Origin of the sequence: Blastococcus sp. KM273128, assembly GCF_021698975.1 — a bacterium.
Classification (GTDB): Bacteria; Actinomycetota; Actinomycetes; order Mycobacteriales; family Geodermatophilaceae; genus Blastococcus.
The window spans coordinates 20,019-36,984 of sequence record NZ_SSXA01000038.1 but is presented as its reverse complement, the minus strand read 5'-3'; the positions used below and the strand labels follow the sequence as shown (position 1 = coordinate 36,984).

Here is a 16,966-nt window from a genome sequence, read left to right as displayed (position 1 = left end):
GTCCTCCCCCACCGCGGAGCGTCCTCCCTCGGCGCAGACGGTGAGGGAGGACGCTCCGCGGTGGGGGAGGACGACGCCGCGAGGGAGCGGGCCGGCTCGGCGGGGGAGGGGCGCGGCATCCCGCACCGCCCCGGACGCGACGCGGGGCCGGTCCCGGGTGGGACCGGCCCCGCGGGGCGTGCTGAGGCTGCTGCTAGCGGCGGACGGGGGTGAGCCCCAGGGACATGCCCTGCAGCCCGCGCTGGCGGACGGCGAGCCCGTCGGCGATCTTCTCGAGCGCCTTCGCGGCCGGGGTCTCGGGGTCGGCCAGGACGATCGGCGCACCGGCGTCGCCGGCCTCGCGCAGCCGGGTGTCCAGCGGGATCTGGCCGAGCAGCGGTACCCGCGCACCGAGCGTGCGGGTGAGCGCGTCGGAGACGGTCTGACCGCCGCCGGAGCCGAAGACCTCGACACGCGAGCCGTCGGGCAGCTCCATCCAGCTCATGTTCTCGATGACGCCGACGACCTGCTGGTGGGTCTGGGTGGCGATCGCACCGGCGCGCTCGGCGACCTCGGCCGCGGCCAGCTGCGGCGTGGTCACGACGAGGATCTCGGCGTTCGGCAGCAGCTGGGCGATGGAGATCGCGACGTCGCCGGTGCCCGGGGGCAGGTCCAGCAGCAGCACGTCGAGGTCGCCCCACCAGACGTCGGCGAGGAACTGCTGCAGCGCGCGGTGCAGCATCGGCCCGCGCCACACGACCGGGGTGTTGCCCGGGGTGAACATGCCGATCGAGATGACCTTCACGCCCATCGACTGCGGCGGCATGATCATGTTGTCGACCTGCGTGGGCTTGTCGTCGACGCCCAGCATGCGCGGCACCGAGTGGCCGTAGATGTCGGCGTCCACGACACCCACCGAGAGCCCGCGCTTGGCCAGGGCGGCCGCGAGGTTCACCGTGACGCTGGACTTGCCGACGCCACCCTTGCCGGAGGCGACGGCGTAGACGCGGGTCAGCGAGCCGGGCTGGGCGAACGGGATCACCGGGTCGGCGGCGTCGGTGCCGCGCACCGTCTTCCGCAGCTCGGCCCGCTGCTCGTCGTTCATCACGTCGAGGGCGACCTGCACCGAGGTCACCCCCGGCACGGCGCCGACGGCGGAGGTGACCCGGTTGGTGATCGTCTCCCGCATCGGGCAGCCGGCGACGGTCAGGTAGACCTCGACGGCGACCGAGCCGTCGGGCCCGATCCGCACGTCCTTGACCATGCCCAGCTCGGTGAGCGGGCGGTTGATCTCCGGGTCCTGGACGGTGGCCAGAGCGGCGTTGACGGCGTCGAGCGCCGGGGTGCCGGTCAGCTGGTCGGACATCGTGTTCGTCTGTCTCCTCACGAGCGGGGGACCGGCGGCCGGAGGTCGCGGCCGGAGCGGCGACCCGCGCGATCGGTCGCCTGCCACTCTACGGCGGCACGCGGACCCGTCGGGCCGGCGGAGGGTGATCTGGCGCGCACCGGGGGCGCAACTAGGGTCGTCGGCGTGCAGCCCGACCGCGCCGAGACCCTGCGGGACGCGGTCGGCCTCGGGCTCGCCGTCGGCCTGTACGGGGTGGCATTCGGGGCCGCGGCCGACGCCGCCGGGCTCGACGTCTGGCAGGCCGTCGTCCTCTCCGCGGTCATGTTCACGGGGGCCTCGCAGTTCGCCCTCGTCGGCGTCCTCGGCGCCGGCGGCAGCCCGCTGGCCGCCGTCGGCAGCGCGCTGCTGCTGGGCACCCGCAACACCGTCTACGGCGTGCGGCTGGTGCCGCTGCTCCGGCCGCGGGGCCGGCTGCGCCGCGCCGGCACGGCGCACTGGGTCATCGACGAGACGACGGCGCTGTCGCTGGCGGCCCCCGACCGGGCGATGGCCGGGCTGGCGTTCCTGGTGGGCGGGGCGACGCTCTACCTGACCTGGAATGCCACGACCGTCGTCGGCGCGCTCGGTGCGGCCGCGCTGGGCGGCACTGCCCGGGCGGCGCTGGACGCGATCGTGCCGGCGGCCTTCCTCGCGCTGCTCTGGCCGCGGCTGGGCCGGGCCTTCCCCGAGCCGGCGGTGCAGCGGCGGGTCGCGCTCGGCGGCGCGGTGGTCGCGCTGGCGCTGACGCCGTTCGTCCCGCCCGGGGTGCAGGTGGTCGCCGCCGTGGTGGCGGTCGCCCTGGCCGGTCGGCCGCGCCGCGCGGTGGGGCCGTGAGCGGCACCTGGACGGCGGTGCTCGTCGCCTCGGTCGGCTGCTACCTGCTCAAGCTGGCCGGGATGTCGGTGCCGGCGTCCTGGGTGGAGCAGCCGTGGGTGGCGCGCGTCGTCGACTTCGTGCCCGCGGCGCTGCTGGCGGCGCTCGTCGTCGTGCAGGGGCTGACCAGCGGCGCGGAGATCGTCGTCGACGGCCGGCTGGCCGGGCTCGCCGTCGCCGCGCTGGCCCTGGCGCTGCGGGCGCCGTTCATCGTCGTGCTGCTGGTCGCCGGGGCGGCCGGCGCCGGGGTGCACCTGCTCACCGGCTGACGCGCGCGTCGCGGCGCCCCCGTGGGTGCCGTCGGGCACCATCCCCACCGATGGACGCCGTCCTCGCGCCGCCGCGCACCGCCCGGGAGCCCCTCCGCCTCGCCGTCGCCGCTCTCGGCGGGGTGCTGGCCGGGGTCGCGGCGAAGGCGGCCGACGAGTCCGGGTGGCGGTGGGCCGCCGACCTCGGCACCTACCCGGCCGCCTGGGTGCTGGCCGTCGCGCTCATCGGCCGGGCCGCGCCGTCGCTGCTGCCCGCCGCCGTCCGGGCCGCCGTCTTCTTCGCGGCGATGACGCTGGCGTACTACGCCTACGCGGCGTGGGTCCTGCACTTCGGCTGGAACCGGCTGCTGCCGGTGTGGCTCGGCCTCTCGGCCACGGCCGTGGCGCTCACCTCGGCCGGGGTGTGGTGGGCGACCCGCCGCAGCGGTCCGCTGCCGGGCGCGGTGCTCGCGCTCGCCGCCGGCATCGTGCTGGCCCGCGGCGAGTTCCTCGCGCTGTGGTGGGCGGTCACCGACCCCGTCGACGGCGCGCCTGCACCGGTCCACCCGGTGCAGGGCGTCGTCGATGCGGCGGTGGCGCTGGTGCTCGTCCTCGTGCTGCCCCGGTCGCGGTCGGCCCGGGTCTGGGGGCTCCTCCTGCTGGCCCCGGCCACGGTGCTCGCCCTGCGCTTGTCCCACGTCTTCGGCGGGCTGATCGGCTGAGCCGCGGGACGGCTAGGCCGGGGCCCCGCCGCGCGCCTCGGCCTCCTCGCGCTTCTTCCGCTTCTTCTCGCGCTTCTCGGCATCCTCGCCGTCGTCGCTGGCGAGGCGGGTGAGCTCGCTGCGGATGAAGTCGCGGGTGGCCAGCTCGCCGACGGCGACGCGCACCGCTGCCAGCTCCCGGGCCAGGTACTCGGTGTCGGCGCGGGTCGACGCCGCCCGGGCCCGGTCCTCCTCGGCCTGCACGCGGTCGCGGTCGGCCTGCCGGTTCTGCGCCAGCAGGATCAGCGGCGCGGCGTACGCGGCCTGGGTCGAGAAGGCCAGGTTGAGCAGGATGAAGGGGTAGGGGTCCCAGCGCAGCCGGACGGCGAAGACGTTGAGGGCGATCCACACCGCCACGACGATCGTCTGGACGGCGAGGAACCGGCCGGTGCCCAGGAACCGGGCGATGCTCTCGGCGAACTGGCCGACGGCGTCGGGGTTCAGCCGGAGGAAGCTGCCGAACCGGCGGGCCCCGCTGCGGGGGACGTCGAGCCGGGGGCCCTCAGCCACGGCGGGCACGCTCCCGCCAGTCCTCGGGGAGCAGGTGGTCCAGGACGTCGTCCACGCTCACCGCCCCCACCAGCCGGCCCTGCGCGTCGACGACCGGCGCGGCGACGAGGTTGTAGGTGGCGAAGTAGTGCGTGACCTCGGCCAGCGGGGCCTCGGGCCGCAGCGGCTCGAGGTCGTCGAGCACGCCGCTCACCAGCGTCGAGGGGGGTTCGCGGAGCAGCCGCTGGATGTGCGCGAGCCCCAGGTAGCGGCCGGTCGGCGTGGCCGACGGGGGCCGGCAGACGTAGACCTGGCTGGCCAGGGCCGGGGTGATCTCCTCCTCGCGGACGCGGGCCAGCGCCTCGGCGATGGTGGCGTCCGGTGCCAGGATCACCGGCTCGCTGGTCATCATCCCGCCGGCGGTGTCCTCGGAGTACTTGAGCAGCTGGCGCACCGACTCGGCCTCGTCGGGCTCCATCAGCTCCAGCAGCCGGTTCCGGTCGACGGCGTGCAGCTCGGAGAGCAGGTCCGCGGCGTCGTCGGGGTCCATCTCCTCGAGGACGTCGGCGGCCCGGCTCTCCTCCAGGGTGCCGAGGATGGTGATCTGCTCGGCCTCGGGCAGCTCGCCCAGCACGTCGGCCAGCCGGACGTCGTCCATCGCCTCGGCCACCTCGTGCCGGCGCTTGATCGGCAGCTCCTGCAACGCGTGCGCCATGTCGGCGGCATTGAGCTCGCGGTAGGTGGCGATCAGCGTCTCGGCGCCCTGCCCGGTCTGCGGCAGCGCCAGCCCGGTGACCTCGTCCCACTCCAGCTGGTGCAGCTGGCCGCGCCGGCCCAGCCGGCCGGGCTCCTGGACGGCGACCCGCGAGAGCAGCCAGTCACCGGTGCGGGTCTGCTCCATCCCGGCGTCGACGACGGTCGCCGGGCGGCCGGACTCGTTGATCGTCACACGCCGGTCGAGCAGCTCGCCGAGCACGAGGGTCTCCCCGGCGCGCTGCTCGAACCGCTTGAGGTTGAGGGTGCCCGAGGCGAGCAGGACCGCGCCCGGGTCGAGCGCGGTCACCCGGCCCATCGGCACGAAGATCCGCCGCCGGGCGACCACCTCCACCACCAGGCCCAGCACCCGGGGGCACGCCGTCCCGACCCGCAGGCCCACGACGACGTCGCGCACCTTGCCGACGCGGTCGCCGTTGGGGTCGAAGACGGTCAGCCCGGCGAGCCGGGAGACGTACGCCCTGGTCGCCGTCGTCACGATCGCAAAGGCTACCGTCGGGGCCGTGGCTGCCCCGGTCGAGCTGGAGTACGAGGTCGTCGACGTGTTCGCCCCGCGGGCGTTCGCCGGGAACCCGCTGGCCGTGGTGTTCGACGCCGACGAGCTGACCACCGGGCAGTGCCAGGCGCTGGCGAACGAGTTCGCGCTGTCGGAGACCTCCTTCCTCTGCGCGCCCACCGGGCCCGGCGCCGACTACCGGGTGCGGATCTTCACCCCGTACGCCGAGCTGCCCTTCGCCGGCCACCCGAGCGTCGGCGCCGCGCACACGCTGGTGCGCACCGGGCGGCTCCCGGCCGGGACCCTCCGCCAGGAGTGCGGCGCCGGGATCCTCGACGTCGTGGTGGACGGTGACGGCGCCACCCTCTCCGGGGGTGCGCCCACCCTGGAGGACGGCCCGGCGCCCGGCCGGCTCGCCGAGGCGATGGGGCTGGACGCCGCCGACCTGACCGGCGTGCCGTCGGACGTCGCCGGTTGCGGCCTGCCGTTCGCCTACCTCTCGGTCTGCCCTGACGCCGTCGACCGCGCCGTGCCCGACCCGCGGGCGCTGGCCGGGTTCGAGGTGGGCGAGGGCGTGTCGGTGGTGTCCTGGGACGCCGCGACCGCCACCGCCCGCGCCCGGGTGTTCGCCCGCGACCTGGTCTGGGGCGAGGACCCGGCCACCGGCTCCGCGGCCCTGGGCACCGGGGTGTGGCTGGTCGAGAGCGGGCTGCTGGCCGGGGAGGGCGCGTCCCGCTACACCGTGCGGCAGGGCGAGCGGATGGGGCGGCCCTCGGTGCTCGAGTGCACCGTCACCGCCGCGGGTGGCAGCGCGGTCGCGGCCACCGTGCGCGGCGCCGTCGTCCCGGTCGCCTCCGGCCGGATCCGGGTGCCCAGCTGAGCGCCGCACCCGCGGCCACCGCCTGGGCGCTGCACCGGCCCGGTAGCCGGGACTTCGGCCTGCTCTTCCTCGCGGTCGTCGGCGTCTCGCTCTCCGCCCCGCTGACCGCGATGGTCACCGCGCCGATGCTGGCGCTGGCGTTCTGGCGCAACGCCGCGGGCGCGGCGGCGCTCGTCCCCGTCCTGCTCACCCGGGAGCGCGCCACGCTCACCGGGCTGCGGTGGCGGGACCTGGGCAGCTCGGTCGTGGCGGGGCTGTTCCTCGCCGCCCACTTCGCCGCCTGGCTGCCCAGCCTGTCGATGACGACGGTGGCTGCCTCGGTCGCGCTGGTCACGACGACGCCGATCTGGACCGCGCTCGCCGCGCGCGTCTCCGGTGTGCGGCTGCCGTCCGCGGTGTGGTGGGGCCTGCTGCTGGCGTTCGCCGGGGTCGTGCTGATCGTCGGGGTGGACGTGACCGTGAGCGCCGAGGCGCTGGCCGGTGACGCGCTGGCCCTGCTCGGGGCGGTCTGCGCGGGCGGCTACGTGCTGGCCGGGGCCCGGGCGCGGCAGCGGTTGGCGACGTCGGCCTACGCGATCACCTGCTACTCGGTGTGCGCGGTGGTGATCGCGGTCGCGGCGCTGGTCGTCGACGCGCCGCTCACCGGCTTCGAGGCGCGGGACTGGTGGCTGATCGCCGGCATCACCGTCTCCGCGCAGCTGTTCGGGCACACCCTGCTCAACCTGGTGCTCTCCTCGGTGGGGCCCACGGTGGTGAGCCTCGCCGTCCTGCTCGAGGTGCCCGGGGCGCTGCTGTTCGCGCTCGTCCTGCTGCAGCAGGTGCCGCCGTTGCTGGCCCTGCCCGGGGTGCTGCTCGTGGTGGCCGGGGTGGCGCTGGTGGTGCGGGCCGGCCGCCCGGCGACCCTGGTCGAGCCGGCCACCTGAAGAAGGACCCCGTCGCCCCCCACCACTCGCAGGCTCTCGGCGGGCCCCTGCGACGGGGCCGGCTGGCGCTCATCGATGGGGGTCGGGGGCCGCGGAGCGGCGTCGCTACCCTCCGGTCACCAACGTCGTCGACCAGCGGAGGCACCGTGGCCGAGCTCCGATCCCGCCGTTCCAACCTCGCCGTCCCGGGCAGCAACCCCCGGTTCCTGGAGAAGGCCAAGGGCCTGCCGGCCGACCAGGTCTTCCTCGACCTGGAGGACGCGTGCGCGCCGCTGGCCAAGCCCGGTGCCCGCAAGAACATCGTGGCGGCCCTGAACGAGGGCGGCTGGGGCGAGAAGATCCGCACCGTCCGGGTCAACGACTGGACGACGGAGTGGACCTTCCAGGACGTGCTGGAGGTCGTCGGCGGGGCCGGCGCCAACCTCGACTGCATCATGCTGCCGAAGGTCCAGGACGCCGCCCAGGTCAAGGCGCTGGACATGCTGCTGACCCAGATCGAGAAGGCCAACGGCTACGAGGTCGGCCGGATCGGCATCGAGGCGCAGATCGAGACGGCGCAGGGCCTGATCAACGTCAACGACATCGCGTTCGCCAGCGACCGCATCGAGACGATCATCTTCGGCCCGGCCGACTTCATGGCCAGCATCAACATGAAGTCGCTGGTGGTCGGCGCCCTGCACCCCGACTACCCGGGCGACCCGTTCCACTACATCCTCATGCAGATCCTCATGGCCGCCCGCGCCCGCGGCGTCCAGGCGATCGACGGCCCCTTCCTGCAGGTGCGCGACGTGCCCGCCTTCGAGGAGGTCGCCAAGCGCTCGGCGATGCTCGGCTTCGACGGCAAGTGGGTGCTGCACCCGGGCCAGATCGACGCCGCGAACGAGATCTACGCGCCGTCGCAGGAGGACTACGACCACGCCGAGCTGATCCTCGACGCCTACGACTGGGCGACGTCGGAGGCCGGTGGCAAGAAGGGCTCGGCGATGCTGGGCGACGAGATGATCGACGAGGCCAGCCGCAAGATGGCGCTGGTCATCGCCGGCAAGGGCCGCGCGGCGGGCCTGCAGCGGACGTCGTCCTTCACCCCGCCGGAAGGCTGAGCTCTCCCTCCGGACGGGGCCCACGTCGGCCCCGTCCGGAGGCTCGGCCCCAGCGTACGAGGGGGTCCTTGCTCAGGGGCCGAAGCCGGTGCTGGTGAGCGTCGCGAAGGCGGCGATCCAGAGCAGGATGATCAGCACGAAGAAGCCGGTCACCACGCCGCCGACGATGATCCCGGCCAGCGCGAGCCCGGCGCCGTCCTCGCCGGTCCGGCTGATCTGCCGGCGGGCAACGACGCCCAGCACCAGCCCGGCCGGCGCGAAGACGAACGCCATGACCAGGGACAGGATCGCGAGGGTGTTGGTCGGCCGGCCCCACTGCGGCGGGCCGTACCCGGGAGGCGGCGGGCCGTAGGGCTGCCCGTAGCCGGGCGGTGGGCCGTAGCCGGGGGTGGTTCCGCCGTACGGCGACTCGTCGCGGGAGGTCACCCGCGGCACGCTAGCCCGCGTCGTCCGCCAGCGGTTCGACCACCGCACCTTCGCCCGGCATGCCGCGTTCCGTCGTGCACGTTGCCCGCGGCGCGGTCCGTCGTCCGGCCGCGCGCGGGAGTGACCGAGCGCACGCCGGAGGTGCCCTCCCGGTGGCCCATACTCACCGGTAGCCCGGACACCGAGGTCCCCCGAGGAGCGAACCTGTGACGCGACTGGCCCAGACCGCCGACCTGACCGACATCCAGCAGGAGATCCTGTCGACGGTCAGGAACTTCGTCGACAAGGAGATCATCCCGCACGCGCAGGAGCTCGAGCACGCTGACGCCTACCCGCAGGAGATCGTCGACGGCCTCAAGGAGCTCGGCATCTTCGGGCTCATGATCCCCGAGGAGTACGGCGGTCTCGGCGAGTCGCTGCTCACCTACGCCCTGGTGGTCGAGGAGATCGCCCGCGGGTGGATGAGCGTCTCCGGCGTCATCAACACGCACTTCATCGTCGCGTACATGATCAAGCAGCACGGCACGCGGGAGCAGAAGGAGCACTACCTGCCCCGCATGGCCACCGGCGAGGTGCGCGGCGCCTTCTCGATGTCCGAGCCGGGGCTGGGCTCCGACGTCGCCGGCATCCGCACCAAGGCGGTGAAGCAGGCCGACGGCGGCTACGTCATCGACGGCCAGAAGATGTGGCTGACCAACGGCGGCAGCTCCACCCTGGTCGCGGCCCTCGTGCGCACCGACGAGGGCGCGGAGAAGGCGCACCAGAACCTGACCACCTTCCTCGTGGAGAAGCCGGCCGGCTTCGGCGAGGTCAAGCCCGGGATCACCATCCCCGGCAAGATCGACAAGATGGGCTACAAGGGCGTCGACACCACCGAGCTGGTGTTCGACGGTTACCGCGCCGAGGCTTCCGACATCCTCGGCGGCGAGCCCGGCCGGGGCTTCGCCCAGATGATGGACGGCGTCGAGGTCGGCCGGGTCAACGTCGCGGCGCGCGCCTGCGGCATCTCCATCCGCGCCTTCGAGCTCGCCGTCGCCTACGCCCAGCAGCGGGAGACCTTCGGCAAGCCGATCGCCCAGCACCAGGCGATCGCCTTCCAGCTGGCCGAGATGGCGACCAAGGTCGAGGCCGCCCACCTGATGATGGTCAACGCCGCCCGCCTCAAGGACGCCGGCAAGCGCAACGACGTCGAGGCCGGCATGGCGAAGCTGATCGCCAGCGAGTACTGCGCCGAGGTGACCACGCAGTCCTTCCGCATCCACGGCGGCTACGGCTACTCCAAGGAGTACGAGATCGAGCGCCTCATGCGCGAGGCGCCGTTCCTGCTCATCGGTGAGGGCACCAGCGAGATCCAGAAGACGATCATCAGCCGGGGTCTGCTGAAGACCTACAAGCTCAAGGGCTGAGCCCGCGACCGCACGCACCGCGGCCCCCGTCCCGGTCCACCGGGCGGGGGCCGAGGTGCCTCCGGACGACCTCTGCCTCTGAGTGCACGGGCACTCAGAGGCAGAGGTCGGTGGACACCGAGGCCCCGGTGGGCCTCGTGGCCTCGACGTGCACGGCTGGTGCCCGATGTCGCCGGGCCGGGGACGCTGGCCGCGCGGTACCCGCCGAGGCGGGGGTGACGGGCCCGGGTGTAGGCAGGGGCATGCGCGCAGCGGGAGTGACCGAGTTCGGCGGGCCCGAGGCCCTGCACATCGTCGACGTGGAACCCGAGCCCCTCGGGCCGGGGCAGGTGCGGTTGCGGGTCCAGGCGGCCGCGGTCAGCCCCACCGACACCCACGCCCGCAGCGGGGCCTACGCCGAGCGCGACCCGGTGAAGAACCCGCCGTGGGTCCCGGGCATGGACGTCGCCGGCGTCGTCACCGAGCTCGGCGAGGGCGTGGACCACCTGGCCGTCGGCGACCTCGCGATGGGCATCGTCGTGCCCTTCGGCCCGTTCGGGGCCTACCGGGAGGACAAGGTGCTGGCCGGTGACTCCGTCGTCCGCGCGCCGGCCGGGGCCACCGCGGTGGAGGCGTCGACCCTGCCGATGAACGGGCTCACCGCCCGCTTCTCGCTCGACCTCATGGGGCTGCGGCCGGGGGAGGTGCTCGCGGTGACCGGGGCGGCCGGGGCCTACGGCGGCTACGTCGTCCAGCTGGCCAAGGCCGACGGGCTCACCGTGGTCGCGGACGCCTCCGAGGCCGATGAGGAGCTGGTGCGCGGCCTCGGCGCCGACGTCGTGGTCCGCCGCGGGGACGACGTCGCCGCCCGCATCCGGGAGCACGTGCCCGACGGCGTGCACGGGCTGGCCGACGGGTCGGTGCAGGACGCGGCGGTGCTCCCGGCGGTGCGCGACGGGGGCGCGGTCGCGACGGTGCGCGGCTACCGCGGCAACGGGGAGCGCGGGTTGCGGTTCTTCCCCACGATGGTCCGCAAGGTCGCCACCGACCGCGCGGCCCTCGACCGGCTCCGGCAGCAGGTGGAGGAGGGGGCGCTGACCCTCCGGGTCGCGCGCATCTTCCCGGCCGAACAGGCGGCCGAGGCCCACCGGCTGCTCGAGGCCGGCGGGGTGCGCGGCCGGCTCGTGCTGACCTTCTGAGCGCCGCCGGCCGGTTGGGCGCCGGGCGGGAGGGGCAGGAGCGGCGGGACGCCCAGCGACGGACGGAGACCCGCATGACCTTCTCGATCGTGGCCCGCTGCCCGCACACCGGCGAGTTCGGGGTCGGCGCCCTGACCGCGCTCATGGGGGTCGGCAAGCTGGTGGGGCACGCGTCGCCCGGCGTCGGCGCCGTTGCGTCCCAGGCGTCGATGAACCCCTACCTCGCCATCGACGGGCTCCGGCTCATGGCCGAGGGGCTGGAGGCGCCGGCCGCGCTGGAGGAGGTGCTGCGGCGCGACCCCGGGCGCGACGTGCGCCAGTGCGGGATCGTCGACCGCAACGGCTGCACCGCCGCGTGGACCGGCGAGCGCACGCTGGGCTGGTCGGGCCACCTGGAGGACGACGCGGTGGTCGTCTCGGGCAACCGCCTGGTCGGCCGGCACACGCTCGAGGCGGCGCTGGAGGCGTTCCACGCCCACCGCGACCGGGAGCTCGCCGAGCGGCTGGTGCTCGCCGTGGAGGCCGGCGAGTCCACCGGCGCCGACACCCATGGTGCCCGCTCGGGGCACGTGCTGGTGCTCGGCACGGAGGCCTACCCGCTCTGGGACATCCGGGTGGACTCGGAGAAGGACCCGGCCCTGCGCCTGCGCGAGCTGTTCGAGGAGTACCGCACCGACTTCCTGCCCGAGGTGCAGCGGCTGCCGACCCGGCGGGACCCGGTGGGCGCGGCCACCCGTGAGCTGCTGGGGGAGGACGCCGGCGACTGACCCGGCGCCCGCGCCCGGAGTTGTCCACAGCCGCGACGGCCCGGGACCGGCGCGTCCGCCTACCGTCCGGGCGTGCGGGTCCAGCTGAGCATCGCGAAGGACGACGGCTCGTCGCTCGACGTCGTCGTCGACGTGGACGACGACCTCCCGGTCGGCCGGGTCGGCGAGGAGCTGGCCCGGGTGGCCGGTGTCCCCGCGTACGGGGTGTGGCTCGCCGGCACCCGGCTCGACGACCTCCAGCCGGTCGGGGAGAGCGACCTCGTCGACGGCGCCGTCGTGCACCTGGTCCCCACCGCGACGGCGCCGCCGGCCCGCGGCTGGCAGCTGCGGGTGCTGAGCGGCCCGGCGAGCGGCCTGGTGGCCGAGCTGCCGATCGGGCAGCACGAGCTCGGCCGCGGCGGACCGTTCGGCCTCGCCGACCGCGCGGTGTCCCGCCGGCACGCCCGGCTGCGGCTGGGGGCGGACGGCGCCACGCTGCGCGACCTCGGCTCCGCCAACGGCACCACGCTCGAGGGCGAGCCCGTGCCCGAGGACCAGGACGTGCCGGTGGCGCCCGGGCAGGTCGTGCAGCTCGGCGACACCCAGCTGGTCGTCGGGCCGGCCCCGGTCGCCGACGCCGCGGTCGAGCCGGCCGGGCCGGGGACGCGCGCGTTCGTCCGCGCACCCCGGCTGCTGCCGTCGGCGCGCGAGGTGCGGGTGCAGCTGCCGCAGGCGCCGAGGGGCCGCGAACCCCGCCGGCTGCCCTGGTTGATGGTGCTGGCGCCGCTGCTGGTCGGCATCGTGCTCGCCGTCGTCATGCGCTCGCCGCTCTACCTGGTCTTCGCCGTGGCCGGCCCGCTGATGATGCTCGGCAACACCGTCGCGGACCGGCGGCAGAGCGCTCGCGAGCAGCGCCGCGAGCGGGCGGAGTTCGAGCGGGCGCTCGCCCGCGCCCGGGAACGGATCGACGCGGCGCTGGCCGAGGAGACCGCCCGCCGGCGCGACGCCCACCCCGACCCGGCGACCGCCCTGCTCACCGCCGTCCTGCCCGGCCGCCGGCTGTGGGAGCGGCGCCGCACCGACCCCGACGCCCTCGACCTGCGCCTGGGCTCGGCCGACCTCCCCGCCCACGTGGTCGTCGACCGCGCGGGCGCCGGCGAGCCGCCCGGGCAGCACACCGGGCACGCCGTCCCCGTGGTGGTGCCGCTGCGCGAGGCCGGTGTCGTCGGCCTGGCCGGGCCCGCCGGGCCGCTGGCCGGGCTGCTGCGGTGGGTGGTGCTGCACCTCGCGGTGACCCACCCGCCTCGGGACCTCGGGCTGACGCTGCTCGCGCCGGGGGGTGGGGCGGGCTGGGGCTGGGTGCGCTGGCTGCCGCACGCGCGGCCGGCCGACGACGGGCCGGTCGCGCTCGTCGGTACCGGCACCGAGACGGTGACCGCCCGCGTCGCGGAGCTGACGGCGCTGATCCGGGCCCGGCGCGCCGCGAGCACCGGCCGGGTCCTCCCGGAGTCGTTCCCCGCGCACGTGCTGGTCGTCGACGGGTACCGGGCGCTGCGCGCCACCCCCGGGCTGGCGCAGGTGCTGCAGGACGGCCCCGCGGTCGGGGTGTACGCCGTCTGCGCCGACGAGGAGGAGCGCTTCCTGCCGGAGGCGGCGACGGCCACGGCGGTGCTCGACCCGGCCGAGGAGGCCCGGCTGGTGCTGCGCCGCAGCGGGCACGACCCGGTGCCGGCGGTGCTGGCCGAGCCGGTGCCCGTGGAGCTCGCCGAGCGGGCGGCCCGTGCGCTGGCCCCGCTGCGCGACGTGAGCCTCGAGGAGGACGACGCCGTCCTGCCGGGCAGCGTGCGGCTGCTCGACCTGCTGGGCCTGGAGCCCCCCACCGCCGACGGCGTGCGGGCGCGCTGGCAGCTCGAGGGGCGCAGCACCCGGCTGGTCGCCGGCGCCGGGCTGCACGGGCCGTTCACCCTCGACCTGCGCACCGACGGGCCGCACGGGCTGGTCGCGGGGACCACCGGTGCGGGCAAGTCCGAGCTGCTGCAGACGGTGATCGCCTCGCTGGCGGTGGCCAACCGGCCGGACGCGCTCAACCTGGTGCTCGTCGACTACAAGGGCGGCAGCGCCTTCGGGGAGTGCGTGCACCTGCCGCACACCGTCGGCATGGTGACCGATCTGGACGCCCACCTCGTGCAGCGGGCGCTCACCTCGCTGCGGGCCGAGCTCACCCACCGCGAGCACCGGCTGGCCGACGCCGGGGTGAAGGACGTCGAGGACTACGTCGAGCTGCAGGCCCGCGAGCCGGCCCGGCCGCCCCTGCCGCGGCTGCTCATCGTGATCGACGAGTTCGCGTCGCTGGCGCGGGAGCTGCCCGAGTTCGTGACCGGCCTGGTCGACGTCGCGCAGCGGGGGCGGTCGCTGGGCATCCACCTGCTGCTGGCCACCCAGCGGCCCAGCGGCGTGGTGTCGCCGGAGATCCGCGCCAACACCAACCTGCGCATCTCGCTCCGGGTGACCGACGGCGCGGACAGCAGCGACGTGCTCGACGCGCCCGACGCCGCCCGGATCCCGAAGGCGGCGCCGGGCCGCGGGTTCGCCCGGCTCGGGCACGGCGGGCTCGTGCCGTTCCAGGCCGCCCGCATCGGGGGGCGCCGGCCGGATCGGCGCAGCACCGCCCCGGCCGCGCCGCTCGTCGTCCCGGTGGGCTGGCACCAGCTCGGCCACGCGCCGCCGCGGCGACCGGCGACGGCCGCCCGCGCCGCCGACGCCGAGGTCACCGACCTCTCGGTGCTGGTGCAGGCCGTGCGGGCGGCGGCGGAGGCCGACGGCGTGCCCGCGCAGCGCAGCCCGTGGCTGCCGGCGCTGCCCGCGCGGGTGGCGGCCGCCGACCTCCTCGCGGCCGGGGCCGCCCCCACCTGGTTGCCCTACGGCCTGCAGGACCTCCCGTCGAGCCAGGAGCGGCGGGTGGCCGCCTTCGACCCGGCGGTCGACGGGCACCTGCTGGTCGTCGGCTCGCCGAGGAGCGGGCGCTCGCAGCTGCTGCGCACCCTGGCGGGCGCCGCCGGGGCCCGCTGCTCGACGGCCGACCTGCACCTCTACGCGCTCGACTGCGGCAACGGGGCGCTGCTGCCGCTGGCCGACCTGCCGCACTGCGGCGCGGTTGTGACCCGCATGCAGACCGAGCGCGCCGCCCGGCTGCTCGACCGGCTCGCCCGCGAGCTGGAGCGCCGCCAGCAGGTGCTGGCCGAGGGCGGCTTCGCCGACGTCGCCGAGCAGCGCCGCTCGGTGCCGGCGGGGGAGCGGCTGCCGCACGTCCTGCTGCTGCTCGACCGGTGGGAGGGCTTCACCCCGGTGCTCGGCGAGCTCGACGGCGGCCGGCTCACCGACGTCGTCACGGCGCTGGTGCGCGAGGGCGGCTCGGCAGGGATCTCGGTGGTGGTCACCGGCGACCGTTCGCTGGGCACCGGGCGGCTCTCCTCCCTCGTCGACGGCCGGCTGGTGCTGCGGCTGGCCGACCGCGGCGACTACCCGCTCGTCGGCGTGCCCGGCCGGCAGGTGCCCGAGTGGCTGCCGCCGGGCCGGGCGGTCACCGTCGAGGGCGCGGTGGAGACGCAGGTGGCGCTGCTCGGCGAGGACGCGTCCGGGCAGGGTCAGGCGGCGGCGCTCGCCGCGATCGCGAAGGAGGCGCACGTCCGGGACGCGCTGCTGCCGCCGGCGGCCCGCCCGTTCCGCGTCGACGTGCTGCCCGCGCGGCTGGGCTTCGAGGCCGCCTGGGACCTGCGCCCGCCCGGCGCCGGCCGGGGCTTCGCACTGGTCGGCGTGGGTGGCGACGAGCTGGCCGCCACCGGCCCCGACCTGGTCGAGCGGGGGCCGGCGTTCGTCGTCGCCGGTCCGCCGCGGTCGGGCCGCAGCACGCTGCTGGCCGTGATGGCGGAGTCGCTGCTGCGGCAGGGCACCGCCGTCGTCGTCGGTGCGCCGCGGCCCTCCCCGCTGCGGGCGCTGGCCGGCCGGCCCGGGGTGCTCGACGTCGTGGACGACCCCGCGGCGCCCGCCCGCCGGTGGCAGGAGCTGCTGGCCGCCGACCCCGGCCGGCCGCTGGTGCTGCTGCTGGACGACGGCGAGGTGCTGCGGGACTGCCCCGCGGGTGAGGTGTTCCGCGCGGTCGTGCGCGGGGACGTACCGGGGCGGGGGCTGGTGCTGGGCGGGAACGCCGACGCGCTGTGCACGGGGCTGTCGGGCTGGCAGGTGGAGGCGCGGAAGGCCCGGCAGGGGGTGCTGCTCTCACCGCAGGGCAGCACCGACGGTGACCTGATCGGGGTGCGGGTCCCCCGCAGCGCCCTCGGCGGCGCGGTGCGGCCCGGGCGCGGGCTGCTGCACCTCGGCGACGGGGCTCTGCGCACGATCGCCGTCCCCACCGCGCCCTGACCGCGGCCGGCCCCGGGAACGGCGACGGCCGCCTCGCGCGGAGCGGGGCGGCCGTCGGCGGTGCGCCGGTGCGGTCAGCGGCCGAGGGCCCCGGCGAGCTGGGCGTCGGCCTCGCGGAAGGTGGCGGCGGCCTGGGTCAGGTACTGAGCCATGCCGTCGAGGCCGGCGACGGTGTTGCGGGCGCCGGCGGTGAACTCGTCGTAGGCGGCGGCAAAGCTGCGGCTGGAGGCGTCGGTGACGTAGCCCTCGGCGACGAGCTGGTCGACCAGGCCCTTCAGCTGCGCGAGCATGCCGTCGATCTCGGCCCGCCCGCCGGCGAGCCGGCCACCGGCGTCTTCCATCTGCTGGTAGGTGACGTTGACGTTCGCCATGGGGTTCCAATCAGGAGGTCCGGGTGCACCGGGCACCGGCGGGAGCGGATGTGCGGCGGAACGTAACAGCGCTGAGCAGCCGGTCCGCCCGCTCGGCGGGGGCCTGTGGACAACCGCGCGGCGGTGGACGGCGGACTCGCGCCGCGGCCCGATGAGCTGTTTGCTGGCGGGCGGAGACCCGCGGAAGGAGTTCGGGATGGTGCACAGGCTCGTGGTCAGCTACGGACAGCCGGAGGACCCGGCGGCGTTCGACGCCTACTACCGGGAGACGCACACGCCGCTGGCGCTGCGGCAGCCCGGCCTGGTGCGGCTGACCTACGGCAAGGCGGTGGCGCTGGACCCGGCGCAGCCCGCGCCGTACCTGGTCGCCGAGCTCGACTTCGACTCCGAGGACGCGATGAAGCAGGCCCTGGGGTCGCCGGAGGGGCGGGCGGCCGGGCAGGACCTCGCCAACTTCGCCACCGGCGGCGCCACGTTCGCCCACTTCGACGTCCAGCAGGTGAGCTGACC

Annotated in this window: 16 protein-coding genes; 11 read left to right on the top strand and 5 right to left on the bottom strand. The window is 75.9% G+C overall.

Going from position 1 to position 16,966, the window contains the following annotated elements:
* Window positions 1-193: 193 nt before the first annotated feature.
* Window positions 194-1,345, bottom strand: a complete 1,152-nt coding sequence (locus E9529_RS12485) for an Mrp/NBP35 family ATP-binding protein (RefSeq protein WP_236831466.1) — start codon at window positions 1,343-1,345, stop codon at window positions 194-196.
* 165 nt (window positions 1,346-1,510) lie between these two features.
* On the opposite strand from E9529_RS12485, the gene E9529_RS12480 reads away from it, so the two are divergent.
* Genes E9529_RS12480 through E9529_RS12470 form a run of 3 tightly spaced genes read left to right on the top strand, consistent with a single transcriptional unit; the run spans window position 1,511 to window position 3,209 of the window.
* On the top strand, window positions 1,511-2,200 hold the full coding sequence (locus E9529_RS12480; protein ID WP_236831465.1) for an AzlC family ABC transporter permease: 690 nt from the start codon (window positions 1,511-1,513) through the stop codon (window positions 2,198-2,200).
* On the top strand, window positions 2,197-2,508 hold the full coding sequence (locus tag E9529_RS12475; RefSeq protein WP_236831464.1) for an AzlD domain-containing protein: 312 nt from the start codon (window positions 2,197-2,199) through the stop codon (window positions 2,506-2,508). The genes E9529_RS12480 and E9529_RS12475 overlap by 4 nt, the downstream gene beginning before the upstream one ends.
* Before the next feature lie 50 nt (window positions 2,509-2,558).
* Window positions 2,559-3,209 (top strand): DUF6518 family protein, encoded by a 651-nt coding sequence (locus tag E9529_RS12470; RefSeq protein WP_236831463.1) that lies wholly within the window; start codon window positions 2,559-2,561, stop codon window positions 3,207-3,209.
* Window positions 3,210-3,221: 12 nt separating this feature from the next.
* Here E9529_RS12470 and E9529_RS12465 read toward each other — a convergent pair whose 3' ends face one another.
* Window positions 3,222-3,758: a DUF1003 domain-containing protein gene (locus E9529_RS12465; RefSeq protein WP_236831462.1), complete on the bottom strand. Its 537-nt coding sequence runs from the start codon at window positions 3,756-3,758 to the stop codon at window positions 3,222-3,224.
* Window positions 3,751-4,989 carry a magnesium transporter MgtE N-terminal domain-containing protein gene (locus tag E9529_RS12460; protein WP_236831461.1) on the bottom strand — a complete coding sequence of 413 codons (1,239 nt, stop codon included), beginning with the start codon at window positions 4,987-4,989 and terminating at the stop codon, window positions 3,751-3,753. Before E9529_RS12460 ends, E9529_RS12465 begins: the two co-directional genes overlap by 8 nt.
* A 25-nt stretch (window positions 4,990-5,014) precedes the next feature.
* Between E9529_RS12460 and E9529_RS12455 the strand changes: the two genes are divergently transcribed.
* From E9529_RS12455 to E9529_RS12445, 3 genes are all read left to right on the top strand, one after another.
* On the top strand, window positions 5,015-5,887 hold the full coding sequence (locus tag E9529_RS12455) for a PhzF family phenazine biosynthesis protein (RefSeq protein ID WP_236831460.1): 873 nt from the start codon (window positions 5,015-5,017) through the stop codon (window positions 5,885-5,887).
* Complete coding sequence (locus tag E9529_RS12450; RefSeq protein ID WP_236831459.1) at window positions 5,791-6,810, top strand: DMT family transporter; 1,020 nt, start codon at window positions 5,791-5,793, stop codon at window positions 6,808-6,810. Before E9529_RS12455 ends, E9529_RS12450 begins: the two co-directional genes overlap by 97 nt.
* Window positions 6,811-6,956: 146 nt before the next feature.
* Window positions 6,957-7,910 (top strand): CoA ester lyase, encoded by a 954-nt coding sequence (locus E9529_RS12445; protein ID WP_236831458.1) that lies wholly within the window; start codon window positions 6,957-6,959, stop codon window positions 7,908-7,910.
* A gap of 72 nt (window positions 7,911-7,982) precedes the next feature.
* Here E9529_RS12445 and E9529_RS22750 read toward each other — a convergent pair whose 3' ends face one another.
* Window positions 7,983-8,336, bottom strand: a complete 354-nt coding sequence (locus E9529_RS22750; RefSeq protein ID WP_236831457.1) for a DUF4190 domain-containing protein — start codon at window positions 8,334-8,336, stop codon at window positions 7,983-7,985.
* A 206-nt stretch (window positions 8,337-8,542) separates the two neighbouring features.
* Here E9529_RS22750 and E9529_RS12435 point away from each other — a divergent pair, with 206 nt between their 5' ends.
* The 4 genes from E9529_RS12435 to E9529_RS12420 all read left to right on the top strand — a co-directional run bounded on the left by E9529_RS12435 (window position 8,543) and on the right by E9529_RS12420 (window position 16,085).
* Window positions 8,543-9,742: an acyl-CoA dehydrogenase family protein gene (locus tag E9529_RS12435; RefSeq protein WP_236831456.1), complete on the top strand. Its 1,200-nt coding sequence runs from the start codon at window positions 8,543-8,545 to the stop codon at window positions 9,740-9,742.
* Between the two features lie 242 nt (window positions 9,743-9,984).
* The gene (locus tag E9529_RS12430) at window positions 9,985-10,920 is read left to right on the top strand and encodes an NADP-dependent oxidoreductase (RefSeq protein ID WP_236831455.1); all 936 of its coding nucleotides are present in this window, start codon (window positions 9,985-9,987) and stop codon (window positions 10,918-10,920) included.
* Window positions 10,921-10,994: 74 nt separating this feature from the next.
* Window positions 10,995-11,687, top strand: coding sequence for a DUF1028 domain-containing protein (locus E9529_RS12425; RefSeq protein ID WP_236831454.1), 693 nt, complete (start codon window positions 10,995-10,997; stop codon window positions 11,685-11,687).
* A gap of 72 nt (window positions 11,688-11,759) precedes the next feature.
* Window positions 11,760-16,085, top strand: coding sequence for an FtsK/SpoIIIE domain-containing protein (locus E9529_RS12420; protein WP_236831453.1), 4,326 nt, complete (start codon window positions 11,760-11,762; stop codon window positions 16,083-16,085).
* A 74-nt stretch (window positions 16,086-16,159) separates the two neighbouring features.
* Here the strand turns inward: E9529_RS12420 and E9529_RS12415 are convergent, their stop codons facing one another.
* Window positions 16,160-16,456, bottom strand: a complete 297-nt coding sequence (locus E9529_RS12415) for a WXG100 family type VII secretion target (protein WP_236831452.1) — start codon at window positions 16,454-16,456, stop codon at window positions 16,160-16,162.
* 196 nt (window positions 16,457-16,652) lie between these two features.
* Between E9529_RS12415 and E9529_RS12410 the strand changes: the two genes are divergently transcribed.
* Window positions 16,653-16,964, top strand: coding sequence for an EthD family reductase (locus E9529_RS12410; protein WP_236831451.1), 312 nt, complete (start codon window positions 16,653-16,655; stop codon window positions 16,962-16,964).
* Window positions 16,965-16,966: the final 2 nt, after the last annotated feature.

What these genes read in the sequence shown, in the direction of transcription:
- E9529_RS12415 (WP_236831452.1), bottom strand. Translation starts at nt 16,456, where the DNA reads ATGGCGAACGTCAACGTCACCTACCAGCAGATGGAAGACGCCGGTGGC.
- E9529_RS12410 (WP_236831451.1), top strand. Translation starts at nt 16,653, where the DNA reads ATGGTGCACAGGCTCGTGGTCAGCTACGGACAGCCGGAGGACCCGGCG.
- E9529_RS12430 (WP_236831455.1), top strand. Translation starts at nt 9,985, where the DNA reads ATGCGCGCAGCGGGAGTGACCGAGTTCGGCGGGCCCGAGGCCCTGCAC.
- E9529_RS12470 (WP_236831463.1), top strand. Translation starts at nt 2,559, where the DNA reads ATGGACGCCGTCCTCGCGCCGCCGCGCACCGCCCGGGAGCCCCTCCGC.
- E9529_RS12425 (WP_236831454.1), top strand. Translation starts at nt 10,995, where the DNA reads ATGACCTTCTCGATCGTGGCCCGCTGCCCGCACACCGGCGAGTTCGGG.
- E9529_RS12485 (WP_236831466.1), bottom strand. Translation starts at nt 1,345, where the DNA reads ATGTCCGACCAGCTGACCGGCACCCCGGCGCTCGACGCCGTCAACGCC.